The sequence below is a fragment of the Falsiroseomonas frigidaquae genome (assembly GCF_012163145.1).
GTDB classification, from domain to species: domain Bacteria; phylum Pseudomonadota; class Alphaproteobacteria; order Acetobacterales; family Acetobacteraceae; genus Falsiroseomonas; species Falsiroseomonas frigidaquae.
In genome coordinates, this window is sequence record NZ_JAAVTX010000007.1 from 473,387 (window position 1) to 485,655 (window position 12,269).

Below are 12,269 nucleotides of genomic sequence, written 5' to 3' on the forward strand. Positions count from 1 at the left end.
AGGGAAGGCATCCTAGCCATGAAGACCATGCTCTTCGCCGCGGCCGCCTGTCTCGCGGTCGCCGGTACCGCGCACGCCCAGCAGAACCAGGTGTCCGGGCCGATCACCGTGCAGATGGCCGATGCGCGCGGCAATGCCATCGGGACCGTCGAGATCCGCCAGCTGCGCCACGGCACGCTTTTCGTCGCGAACCTGCGGAACCTGCCGCCGGGGCCGCACGGCTTCCACGTGCATGAACGGGGCGTCTGCGAGGCCCCGGGATTCCAATCCGCGGGCGGCCACTACAACCCCGGCAATGCCGGACACGGCTTCGACAGCGAGGGCGGCCCGCATGCGGGCGACCTGCCGAACATCCATGTGACGCAGCAGGGCGTCGCCATGGCGGAATTCCACAGCGAACGCCTGTCGCTCGGCAGCAGGCCGGATCAGGCGACCGGAGGCGGCCCCCACACGCTGCTCGACAATGACGGCTCCGCCATCATGATCCACCAGGGCGCCGACAATTACCGCGACATGGACAGCGCCGGCAGCCGGCTTGCCTGCGGCGTCATCAAGGCGCCGTCATGATGGCCCGCCCCCAGATCCCGGTCGCGCTGTTCGCGGCGGCCGCGCTTCCGCTCGCCCTGGCGCTGCCCGCGGCGGCCCAGCAGGCGGCACAACAGGCCAGGACCGTGCAGACGGATGGCGGCCCGGTGCGCGTCGAAACCCTGGCCGATGGCCTGGTCCGCCCCTGGGGCATGGCCTTCCTGCCGGATGGCCGCCTGCTGGTGACGGAACGCCCGGGCCGGTTGCGCGTGGTGACCCGGCAGGGCGAGGTCGCGGACCCAGTGACCGGCACGCCGGAGGTGTTCAGCGAGGGCCAGGGCGGGCTGCTCGATGTCGCGCTCGATCCCGATTTCGGCGAGAACCGCAGCATCTACCTGTCCTTCGCGGAACCCGGCGATGGTGGCACCGCCTCCACCGCCGTGGCACGCGGGCGGCTGAATGCGGATGCGACGGCGTTGGAGCAGGTGGAGGTCATCTTCCGCCAGATGCCGCGGATCGAGGGCAAGATGCATTTCGGCTCCCGCCTCGCCTTCGCGCGGGATGGCAGGTTGTTCATCACCACCGGGGAACGCTTCCAGTTCCAGCCGGCGCAGGATCTGTCCTCGCATCTCGGCAAGGTCATCCGCATCGAGCGTGATGGCTCCGTGCCGCAGGACAACCCCTTCACCGGCCGGCAGGACGCGAAGCCGGAGATCTGGTCCTATGGCCACCGCAACATCGAGGCCGCCGCCGTGCATCCGCAGAGCGGTGCGCTATGGGTGGTGGAGATGGGCCCGCGCGGCGGCGACGAGCTGAACCGCCCGGAGGCCGGCCGCAACTACGGCTGGCCCCTGGTGAGCTGGGGCAGCCACTATGACGGAGAGCCGATTCCCGACCCGCCGACACGGCCGGACCTGGCCGGGTCGGCGCATCGCTGGACGCCGGTGATCTCGCCTTCCGGCCTCGTGTTCTACACCGGCGAGGCCTTCTCGGCCTGGCGCGGCAATATGCTGATCGGCGCGCTGACGGCGCCCGGCATCGTGCGGCTGGAGCTGGACGGCAACGAGGTGCGCGGCGAGCACCGGATCGAGCTGGGCCAGCAGATCCGCGACGTGGAACAGGGGCCGGAAGGCGCCGTCTATGCACTGACCCATGCCGAGGAGGGGCGGATCCTGCGCCTGACGCCGGGCGAGGCCGCCACCGGCGGCAACGCGCCGGCGCGCCCCGCCGCGGGTGGCGGCAGCGGCCGCTGAGGCTCAGCCGGCCGGCGGGGCCGTGCGCGCCATGGCGGGCATGGCGGAAACCTTGGCGTACCAGGCCTCCAGCTTCGGATGGCCCGGGCGCCAGGGCTCGTTGGGGTAGCGGAAATCCAGGTAGCCGAGCGCGCAGGCGATGGTGATCTCGCCGATCGTGGTCAGCGCGCCGAGGGTTTCCGCCTCCGATTCGAGCTTGTCGATGGCGCGGGTCACCTTGCCCTGCTGGATCTCGATATAGGCGCGGCGGCCCTCATCCAGCGGCAGCGCGATCTCCCGCCGGCGCGGCTGCGTGGCATCCATGATGCCGTCGCCGAGCGCCTGCTGGCGCAGCGCGTTCCAGCGCGCCGGGCCGGCGGCCGGGAACAGCTTCGGCGCATCGCCGATGCTGTCGAGGTATTCGCACACCACCGGACTGTCATACAGCGACATGCCGTCATCCGTGACCAGCGTCGGGATCTTCGACAGCGGGTTGTGGTCCAGCAGCGCCGGGTCCTTGCCGGCCTCCGCCCAGGGCGTGATGCGGTCCTCGATGCCGCGCTGGATGGCGCAGGCCATCGCCTTGCGGACGTAGGGGCTGTTGGGCGAGACGGTGAGCTTCATGAACTGCGGTTCCTCCTGTGGCGGCGCAGTCTCGGCCGCGCGGCGTATCCTCGCAATATCAGGTGCCGGGGCGCCTCACGCGCGGGCGGGTCGCCGGCGCAGGCTGCGCCGCAATGCCGCCGCTTCGCCGCGCGCGGTCTCGGCCACCAGCGTGGCGAAGCGGTCGACGAAACCGGGGCGCGGCTGCCAGGCCGGGAAGAACAGGCCATAGGGAATCGGGATGGCGCAGGCGAAGGGGCGCATGACCAGCTGCGGCGCCGGCGTGGACAGCGCGACGAAGGGGTCCGCCAGCGCCACCCCCAGCCCCTGCGCCACCATCTGGCACACCACCACGCCGTTCGACGCCTCGAACCGGTGCCGCAGGGTCAGCCCGGCCTCGCGGCAATGCCGCTCCAGCCCCTGCCGCAGCAGCGACCGCGGGTGGGTCACCACCAGATCATGCGCCAGAAGCTCCGCCAGGCCGACCTGCGGCAGCCGCGCCATCGGGTTGTCGCGCCGCATCACCACCACCGCCTCCAGCTCACACACCGGCTCCACCTTCAGCCGTGGATGGGCCAGCGGCAGCACCGTGACGCCAAGGTCGAAATGCTCCTGCTCCACCACCGTCTCGGCATCCAGGCGGATGCGGGTATCGACCAGCGCGGTGAAGTCCGGCAGCTCCGCCGCCATCGCCCGCAAGGCCGGCGCCAGTACCACGCTGGCGACCTGCGGTGCCGTCAGCACGCGCAGATGGCTGTCGCTGCTGCCCTCACGTATGCCGGTGGCCAGGCGCTGCAGCCCGTCATGCCCGGCCAGCACCCGTTCCGCCTGCTGGTAGAAGCGCAGGCCCTCGGCCGTCAGGCTCAGCCGGCGGTTGTGGCGGTTGAACAGCCGGAAGCCGAGATCCGCCTCGAGCGCCGCCAATAGCCGCCCGACCTGCGGCTGGGTCCGCCCCAGCCGCAGCGCGGCCTGGGAGACGGAGCCGGTCTCGACAAAGGCGCGCAGCGCATCCAGCGACCGCAGGTTGTGCATGCTGCCTCCTCCACATCATGCGGAATCCGCACATGAAGCCACCCATAACGCATTTGACGCAGTCCGGCAGCGGCGCGCATGGATGACGGGCCAATGACAGGGTCGGCGACATGGCCGATCTCCCGGCTCCAGCAAGGCTGTGCCCATGTCCGATCGCGACCAATCCGGCGCCGCCTGGCGCCTCGCCCCCTCCGACTACGCCGCCACGCGCGCCGTGGACTTCGCGCTGCCGGAGGTGCCGGAATCCCGCTATCTGACCATGCGCGATGGCTGCCGCATCGCGGTGGATGTCTGGCTGCCCCAAGAGGCTAACCAGGGTGCGACCGGCCTGGTGCCGGCCATCCTGATCCTGACGCCCTACTACCGCCGCTTCCGCCTGGTGGAGGGCGGCCAGGGCGATGCCATCCCCAATGCCGGCAAGTTCGTGCGGCACCTGGTGCCGCGCGGCTATGCCGTGGTGGTGGTGGATGTGCGCGGCACCGGCGCCTCCTTCGGCACGCGCGACAGTTTTCGGTCGCCGCGGGAGCGCGAGGATTCGCGGGAGATCACGGATTGGGTGGTGGCGCAGCCCTGGTCGGATGGGCAGGTCGGCGCCACCGGCATCTCCTACCCCGGCGCGGCGTCCGACTTCCTGGCCAGCACCGGCCACCCGGCGGTGAAGGCGATCGCGCCGCTTTTCGCCGTGTGGGACACCTATGCGGACAACTACTTCCCCGGCGGCATCGCGCTGAAGCAGCTGGCGAAGAGCTATGACGACCTGATGGTCGCCATGGACCACGACCGGCGCGACCTGCTGCGCAACTACGTCTACTACGCCAACCCGGACCTCGCCGGGCCGCATCCGGTGGATGAGGATGCGGATGGCAGCCTGCTGGCCGAGGCGCTGCGCGAGCATGCCGGCAATTTCCGCCAGCCCGATTTCATGGCCGAGTTCCGCTTCCGCGAGGACCCGCTGCCCTATGATCCGGGCTTCAGCTCGGCCTCCTTCAGCCCCTATTCCGTGGGCGCGGGCATCCGGCCGGATGTGGCGGTGCTGGCGGTGTCCGGCTGGATGGATGGTGCCGGCTACGCCAATGGCGCGATCAGCCGCTTCCTGACTTTGCGCGACAATCCGGTGCACCTGGTCCTGGGGCCCTGGGACCATGGGGCGCGGTGCAACATCTCCCCCTGGCGGCGCGACCAGACGCCGGATTTCGACCTGCTCGGCGCCGTTCTGCGCTTCTTCGACCACTACCTGCTGCGTCGCGACACCGGGCTCGACCAGGAAGCGCCGGTGCATTTCTTCAGCCTGCATGCCGAGGCCTGGCGCGCGGCGGAATCCTGGCCGCCGGTCGAGGCGACGCAGCGCCTCTACCTGGCCGCCGGCAGCGCGCTGGCGGATGCGCCGGGTGAAACGGGCCAGGATGCGACGCGGGCGGATTTCGCCTGGGGCAGCGGCGACGGCACGCGGTATGAGCGCATCGCCGGCATCAACAGCACCACCTACTACGCCGATTGGGGCCAGCGTCAGGCGGGGCTGATCGGCTGGACCTCCGCGCCGCTGGCGCAGGACATGGAGCTGGCGGGGCATGGCCTGGCCGATCTGTGGCTGGAGTCGAGCGAGCCGGATGCGGCGCTCTTCGCCTATCTCTCGGAGGTCGAGGCGGATGGCAGCATCCGCTACGTCACCGAGGGCCTGCTGCGCGCGCTGCACCGCCAGGAAAGCCCGGCGCCGGAGACCTACCGCACCAGCTGGCCGTTCCGCAGTTTCCGGCGCGCGGATGCGGCGCCGCTGGTGCCGGGGCAGGCCGCGCGGCTCCGCATTCCGCTGCTGCCCACCGCCTGGGTGTTCCGCCAGGGCAGCCGCATCCGCCTGTCCCTGTCGGGGGCGGATGCCGACCACGCGGCCCAGGTGCCGCATGGCAGGCCGCCGCGCCTGACCCTGCTGCGCGGCGGCGACAGGGCCTCCGCCCTGGAATTGCCGCTGCGACCCTGCCCATGATCCGTCAAAAGGAGATGCTGATGCATCGTCGCGATCTTCTCGCCGCCGCCGGCGCCCTCGTCACCACCGGCTGGGGCGCCCTGGCGCCGCGCCCGGCGGGTGCGGCCGGCACCAGCCTGCAGATCGGCCTCGGCGGAGCCTTCACCACCATGGACCCGCATTTCTACCACGCGGTGCCCAACCACACCGTCGCGATGCACATCTATGAGCGGCTGATCAACCGCGCGCCGGATGGCCGGCTGATCCCTGGCCTGGCGACCGAATGGAAGCCGCTGACCGACACGCTGTGGGAATTCAAGCTGCGCCCCGGCGTCAAATTCCACGATGGCGGCGACTTCACCGCGGACGACGTGGTCTTCACCTTCGAACGCGCCCGCGACGTGCCGAACAGCCCCGGCGGCTTCGGCGGCTTCCTGCGCGCGGTGCAGCGGGTGGAGGTGATGGACCCGCTGACCATCCGCCTGCACACCCCCGTGCCGGCGCCCGATCTCGGCCCGAACCTCACCTATGTCGGCATCGTCTCCCGCCGCGTGGGCGAAGGCGCGACCACGGCGGACTACAATTCCGGCAAGGCGGCGGTGGGCACCGGCCCCTATCGCTACGCATCCTACACCCCGGGCAACCGGGTGGAGATGACCCGGAACGACGCCTGGTGGGGCCCGAAGCCGGCATGGGAGACGGTCTCCCTCCGCCTGCTGAGCAACCCCGCCGCGCGCACCGCGGCGCTGCTGTCCGGCGATGTGGACCTGATCGACACACCCTCCGTCAGCGACCTGCCGCGGCTGCGCTCGGATGACCGGTTCAAGGTGGAGGCGATCCCCGGCATCCGGCTGATCTACCTGGTGCCCGACCTGTCGCGGGAGGGGGAGAGCCCCTTCGTCACCGATGCCAACGGCACCCCGCTGCCGCGCAACCCCTTCCGCGACCTGCGGGTGCGCCAGGCGCTGTCGCTGGCGCTGCGGCGGGATGCGCTGGCCGAGCGGATCATGCTCGGCACCGCCACCCCGACGGGCCAGTGGATGCCGCCGGGCGCCTATTCCTACGCCCCCAGCGTGAAGCCGCCCGAAGAGGATGCGGCCCGCGCCCGCGCTCTGCTGGCCGAGGCCGGCCTGCCCAACGGCTTCCGCCTGACCCTGCACACGCCGAACGACCGCTACCCGAACGATGCGCGGCTGGCGCAGGCGGTGGCGCAGATGTGGGCGCGGATCGGCGTGCAGACCACGGTGGAGGCCCTGCCCTGGGCGAGCTACGCGGCGCGCGGCGGCCGGCAGGAATTCTCCATGGGCCTGTGGGGCTGGGGCAGCGCGACCTTCGAGGGCGGCTATATGCTGACCCAGTGCTTCGCCACGCATGACCGCCCGCGCAGCATCGGTCTGTACAATTACGGCCGCTACAGCAACCCGGCGCTCGATGCCCTCGCCGCCCGCGCCGTCTCCACGGTGGATGAGGCGGCGCGGGAGAAGCTGCTGATCGAGGTGACGGAGCTGGCGATGGCCGACACGCCGATCATCCCCATGCTGATGCTGCAGAATCTGTGGGCGGTGCGAAAGGGCATCGCCTTCCTGCCGCGCTCGGATGAGCGGACGCTGGCTGTCGATGCGCGGATGGCGGGCTGAGCATGGCCCGCCCCGACCCCCTGCCCCACCTGGCCCGCCTGGCCCTGGCCCAGGCCGAGCCGGCGCAGCCCGGCGCGACGCTGGCCGCGCTGGAGGCGGCGCTGGCCGGCGCCGTCGGGCACATCCTGTGCACGATGCAGGTGCATCATGCGGGTGGGGAGGCGGAGCGGGTCTGGTCCAACCTGCCCGACGCCTATCCGGTCGGCGGCCGCAAGCGGGCCTCCGCCGCGCCGCGGATGCAGGAACTGATGCAGCATGGCCGCCCCATCCTGATCCGCACGCAGGATGAGCTGCGTGCCAGCTACCCGGACCATGCCGGGGCCAGCGCGCTCGGCTGCGGCAGCGCCATGAATACGCCCGTGCGCTGGCAGGGCCGCACCATCGGCCAGGTCAACCTGATGCACCGCGAGGGATGGTACACGGAGGACGACCTGCTGCTGGTCCGCAGCTTCGCCCAATACGCGCTGCCGGCCTTCCTGATGCTGGCCGGAAGCGGCACGATCCCGACAGCGACGCCCCCCTCAGCCACTGGAGCATGACCATGCCTGCCGGATTCACCCGCCGAACCCTCCTCGGCGCCGCCACCGCCCTGGCCGCCACGTCCCTGCTGCCCCGCCGCGCCGCCGCGCAGGGCCAGCCCTGGCCGCAGGCGCAGCCGATTCGCATGGTGGTACCCTTCGGCGCCGGCGGCGCCACGGACATCGCCGCCCGCGTCATCGCGCAGGAAATGCAGGCGACCCTCGGCCAGACCATCGTGATGGAGAACCGCGCCGGCGCCGGCTCCACCCTCGGCACCGGCTATGTCGCGCGCATGCCGGCGGATGGCTACACGCTGCTGATCACCACCATCAGCGGCCTGGCCATCGGGCAGACGCTGTATCGCGACCGCATCCAGTACGATGCGGACAAGTCCTTCGAGCACATCGCCATCATGATGGGCACGCCCTACCTGCTCTGCGTCGCGCCGAACCAGCCGATCCGCGACGTGGCCGGCTATGTCGCCGCTGCCAAGGCGCGGCCGATGTACTACGGCACCTCCGGCGCCGGCGGCGTCGCGCACCTGCTCGGCATGCGCCTGGCCGCGGCCACCGGGGCGCCGCTGGAGCATGTGCCCTATCGCGGCTCGACCCAGGCGATCACGGACCTGATGGCCGGCGTGGTGCCGAGCGTGCTGGACAGCCTGACCGCGACCAGCGCCCACATCAAATCCGGCGCGCTGCGGCCGCTGGCGACCACGGCGCCGGAACGCTCCCCGGATTTCCCGGATGTGCCGACCTTCCGCGAGCTGGGCTATCCGCAGGTGGTGGCCGATGGCTGGGCCGGCCTCGCCGCCCCCGCCGGCACGCCGCGGCCGATCCTGGAGAAACTGGCCGAGGCGGTGCGCGGCGCGCAGGCCAGCGCCAATGTCCAGCGGCGCTTCGCCGAGACCTCGACCAGCCCGGGGCGCTACTACCTGGAGGACGCGCAGGATTTCGTGCGGCGTGAGGTGGCGGCGTGGGCGCCGGTGATCCGCGCCTCCGGCATCACGCCGGACTGAACCTGCCCTCAGGCGCCGGGCGCGGCCTCCGGCCGCTTGGCTCGCCGCTGGGGCGGCGGGCGCCGTTCGGCGCCTCGGTCAGCCATGCTGACCGCCAATTCTGATGAGAAGGGATGAAGCGATGCGGGGCATGGTGGTCGCGGCACAGCCGGAGGCGGCGGAGGCGGGGGTGGAGATCCTTCGCCAGGGCGGCAATGCGGTGGATGCCGCCATCGCCTGCGCCTTCAGCCAGGGCGTGGTCGATCCGCAGATGTGCGGCATCGGCGGCTTCGGCGCGATGCAGATCTGCATGCCGGCCAGCGGCGTGCACACGGTGCTGGAATTCTTCGGCCGCGCGCCGCTCTCCGCCACGCCCGACATGTGGGCGGACAGGTTCATCGGCCAGTCGCGCGACGGCTTCGTCTATCTGCTGCGCGACCAGAGCAACGACATGGGCTACGGCGCCGTCGGCACGCCGGGCAATGTCGCGGGCTATACCGAGGCGCTGTCCCGCTTCGGCACCATGAAGCTGCGCGACGTGATGCAGCCGGCGATCGGCCAGGCACATCGCGGCGTGATGGTGCGGCCCTACATGCATTACTACTGGGCCCTCGACCATGGCGGTGACGGCCAGGTGAATACCGCCGACAAGCTGCGCTTCAGCGAGACCGGGCGGCAGGTCTATTTCCGCGCCGATGGCACGCTGAAGCGCCCCGGCGACGTGCTGCACAACCCCGACATGGCGCGCAGCCTGGAGCGGATCGCCGAGGGCGGCGCGGAGGTGTTCTACCGCGGCGACATGGCGCGCGAGATGGCGGCCGACATGGCAGCCCAGGGCGGCGGCGTGACGCTGGAGGACCTGGCCGTCTACCGGGTGCGGGAGAAGGCGCCGAGCTGGGGAATGTATCGCGGGCTGCGCATCGCCTCCAACCCGCCGCCGGCCGGTGGCGGGTCGCTGATCGAGCTGCTGCACATCCTGGGCTGCTTCGACATCGGCGCGCTGGAGCACAACAGCCCCGAGCATCTGCGCATCCTGGCGGAAGCCATGAAGTGGATGACGATCGACAAGGACGCCCATATGGGCGACCCGGATTTCGTCGATGTGCCGCTGGACCGCCTGCTCTCGGCCGGGCATGCCGCGGCGCTGGCCGCGCGCATCCGCGCCGGGGAGAAGGCCAGCGTGGCGCGGGCGGAGGAACCGCAGGACCCGCCGGATACCACCGTGGTCTGCGTGGTGGATGGGCAGGGCAATGCCGTCAGCCTGACCCACACGCTCGGCATCCCCTCTGGCGCCATCACGCCGGGGCTGGGCTTCATGTACAATGGCTGCATGAGCGGCTTCGACCCGCGCCCCGGCCGCGCCGGCTCCATCGCGCCGGGCAAGAGCCGCGCCAGCGCCATGGCGCCGAGCATCCTATTCCGCGGCGAGGCCATCGCCATGGTGCTGGGCGCGCCCGGCGGCACCTACATCGTGCCGGCGCTGGCGCAGGCCATCAGCAATGTGCTGGATTTCGGCATGAGCATGTCGGATGCCGTGGCCGCGCCGCGCATCGTGGCGCTGAGCGACACCATCGATGTCGCCAACCGCATCCCACACCGCGTGACCGATGCGCTACGCGAGATGGGCTACCCGGTCGCGCGATCCTACCAGAGCTACGCCTTCGGCGCGGCGCATGGCGTGCTGATCAAGGACGGCGCCTGCTTCGGCGGCGCCGATCCGCAGCGGGATGGGGTGGCGCTGCAGGCCTGAAGCATTTTCAAGGCAGGCGGAAACGCCTGCCGACTCGGAAAATGCGCCGAAATATAAGGCCCGACTTCAGATCCCGGCGCGCGGCAGGGACCGCGGTGCCCCGGGCGCGAAGCGGTCCAGGCTGAAGGGCGCGGGGTCCACGACACAGGGCGCCCCGGTGGCCAGGTCGGCAGCCAGCCGGCCGGCGCCCGGCCCGATGCCGAAGCCATGGCCGCTGAAGCCCGCCGCCACCACCAGCCCCGGCAGCGCCGCCACCTGGCTGATCACCGGCACCGCATCCGGCGTGCTGTCGATCCAGCCGGCCCAGATCCGCGCTGCCTGGATGCCGGCGAGTTCCGGGTAGGCGGCGACGATCTCGCGCAGCGAAGGCTCGATGATCGACATCTTGGGCTCGGGGTCCAGCACGCGCATCCGCTCGAACACCGTGGGCGCATCGAAGGACCAGCGGCCGTGCCAGGCATCCGGCCCCTCGAAGAAGGACCGGCCGAAGCGCAGCTCCACCAGCTTCCAATTGGCGCGCAGGCTGGGCAGGAAGTGGCGGGCATAGCGCAGGCCGGCGGGCGTCAGCTCCAGCCGCCCGCGCGCCTTGGCGGCCACCAGGTAGCCGCCATCCAGCAGCGGCGTCAGGATGAATTCCGGCGTCAGCAGCGGCCCGGTACTGACCTGCTTCGCCGGGGTGGTGGCGAAGACCGTGGAATGGACGGAGGATTGCGGCATGTCGATGCCGTGCCGCCGCAGGAACATCGATGCCCAGGCGCCGCCCGCCAGCACCACGGATTGGCAGCGGATGCGGCCCTTCTCGGTGAACACGCCGGCGATGCGCCCGCCCTGCGTATCCAGCCCGCGCACCGCGCAGTTCTGGTGCAGCGAAGCGCCGAGCGCCCGCGCCGCACGCGCCAAGGCGGGCGCCGCCATGGCGGGTTCGGCGCGGCCATCGCGCGGGGAGACGACGCCGCCCGCCCAATCCTGTTCATTGCCCGGCGTGCGCTGCTTCGCCTCCGCCGCATCGATGATGCGTGCCTGCACCTGGTAGGGCTGCGCCATCTCCAGCCAGGCCTGCCAGCCCGCGAGCTGCGCCGGGTCCTTGGTGACATAGGTGAGGCCGGAGCGCCGGAAGCCCATGTCAGCGCCGATCTCGGCCGGCAGCCGGTCCCACAATTCCATGCTGTGCTGCATCAGCGGGATCTCGCGCTCATCCCGGTTCAGCACGCGGCACCAGCCCCAGTTGCGGCTGGATTGCTCCCCCGCCACCACGCCCTTCTCCAGCAGCGCCACCGAATGGCCGGCCTTCGCCGCGGCATAGGCCGCCGCGACGCCGATCATGCCGGCGCCGATGACGACGACGTCCACTGCCTCCGGCAGCGTCGTGTCGCTTCCCACCTTGTCCAGGAGCCGGGTGCCGACCATCAGGCGGCGCGCCCACGATGGGGTGTGGCGCAAGGCTGCGCTTTCGGGGCGGCGTGTCGCCGGATGACAAGGTCCTGCATGACCGAAGTCATCTCCCGGATCGGCCGCTTCTGTCCAGCCGCGCCAGCCTCTTGATTCGACCCCGAGGAGCCGCGCTGGGGAATGGCGTCGAAACCTCGGATAGGCCCACTAGGATTCGGAGCCTGGACCCTGCGAAGGCGGCCGGATTGTTGGCCGCCTTTCTCTCTGCCCTGCAGAAGGCGGCCCGTTCCGTGATGATGTTCGGAACGGGCCGCCGCTGCCGTGCTGCGGCAGCCTACAGGATGAAGTCGCTGGCCTGCAGGTTGTGCGCCCCGGTGATCTCGATCTGGAAGTCGCGGGTGTTGCCCGCATCCACACCGGCGATGACGTAGGTGTTGCCGCCGAGCACGTAGCTCCACAGTTCGCCCGCCGCCGCGTCCATGTAGTTCGCCGTGGCGCCCTGGTAGACGAAGGACTGATCCCCACCCAGCAGCGTGTTCGCATCGAAGCCGGACAGGTCGATCAGGTCACCCGTGCTCCAATCCGTGATCACGTCGCGCCCCGTCGGCGTCGCCCGGCTGTCGCT

General features: G+C 71.1%; 11 protein-coding genes. 7 read left to right on the plus strand and 4 right to left on the minus strand.

Annotated elements, in window-relative coordinates; all coding sequences use genetic code 11:
• Window positions 1-18: 18 nt before the first annotated feature.
• Window positions 19-567 (plus strand): superoxide dismutase family protein, encoded by a 549-nt coding sequence (locus tag HB662_RS24875; protein ID WP_168053944.1) that lies wholly within the window; start codon window positions 19-21, stop codon window positions 565-567.
• Entirely contained in the window at window positions 564-1,778 is a 1,215-nt protein-coding gene (locus tag HB662_RS24880) for a PQQ-dependent sugar dehydrogenase (protein ID WP_245185873.1), read from the plus strand. The genes HB662_RS24875 and HB662_RS24880 overlap by 4 nt, the downstream gene beginning before the upstream one ends.
• 3 nt (window positions 1,779-1,781) lie before the next feature.
• Here HB662_RS24880 and HB662_RS24885 read toward each other — a convergent pair whose 3' ends face one another.
• Both HB662_RS24885 and HB662_RS24890 read right to left on the minus strand, forming a co-directional pair.
• Complete coding sequence (locus HB662_RS24885; protein ID WP_168053946.1) at window positions 1,782-2,381, minus strand: glutathione S-transferase N-terminal domain-containing protein; 600 nt, start codon at window positions 2,379-2,381, stop codon at window positions 1,782-1,784.
• Between the two features lie 75 nt (window positions 2,382-2,456).
• The gene (locus HB662_RS24890; RefSeq protein ID WP_168053948.1) at window positions 2,457-3,392 is read right to left on the minus strand and encodes a LysR family transcriptional regulator; all 936 of its coding nucleotides are present in this window, start codon (window positions 3,390-3,392) and stop codon (window positions 2,457-2,459) included.
• A gap of 145 nt (window positions 3,393-3,537) precedes the next feature.
• On the opposite strand from HB662_RS24890, the gene HB662_RS24895 reads away from it, so the two are divergent.
• From HB662_RS24895 to ggt, 5 genes are all read left to right on the plus strand, one after another.
• Window positions 3,538-5,373, plus strand: a complete 1,836-nt coding sequence (locus tag HB662_RS24895; RefSeq protein ID WP_168053950.1) for a CocE/NonD family hydrolase — start codon at window positions 3,538-3,540, stop codon at window positions 5,371-5,373.
• Window positions 5,374-5,393: 20 nt separating this feature from the next.
• Complete coding sequence (locus HB662_RS24900) at window positions 5,394-6,989, plus strand: ABC transporter substrate-binding protein (protein ID WP_168053952.1); 1,596 nt, start codon at window positions 5,394-5,396, stop codon at window positions 6,987-6,989.
• A 2-nt stretch (window positions 6,990-6,991) separates the two neighbouring features.
• A complete protein-coding gene (locus HB662_RS24905; RefSeq protein WP_245185874.1) occupies window positions 6,992-7,528 on the plus strand; it encodes a GAF domain-containing protein in 537 nt (178 codons plus the stop codon).
• A gap of 2 nt (window positions 7,529-7,530) precedes the next feature.
• A complete protein-coding gene (locus tag HB662_RS24910) occupies window positions 7,531-8,526 on the plus strand; it encodes a Bug family tripartite tricarboxylate transporter substrate binding protein (RefSeq protein ID WP_245185875.1) in 996 nt (331 codons plus the stop codon).
• A 121-nt stretch (window positions 8,527-8,647) separates the two neighbouring features.
• A complete protein-coding gene (gene ggt, locus HB662_RS24915; RefSeq protein ID WP_168053956.1) occupies window positions 8,648-10,255 on the plus strand; it encodes a gamma-glutamyltransferase in 1,608 nt (535 codons plus the stop codon).
• Between the two features lie 66 nt (window positions 10,256-10,321).
• On the opposite strand, the gene HB662_RS24920 is transcribed toward ggt, so the two are convergent.
• Both HB662_RS24920 and HB662_RS24925 read right to left on the minus strand, forming a co-directional pair.
• Window positions 10,322-11,662: an NAD(P)/FAD-dependent oxidoreductase gene (locus HB662_RS24920; RefSeq protein ID WP_168053958.1), complete on the minus strand. Its 1,341-nt coding sequence runs from the start codon at window positions 11,660-11,662 to the stop codon at window positions 10,322-10,324.
• A 316-nt stretch (window positions 11,663-11,978) separates the two neighbouring features.
• The coding region (locus tag HB662_RS24925; protein WP_209443462.1) for a M10 family metallopeptidase C-terminal domain-containing protein at window positions 11,979-12,269 on the minus strand (291 nt) is incomplete at its 5' end.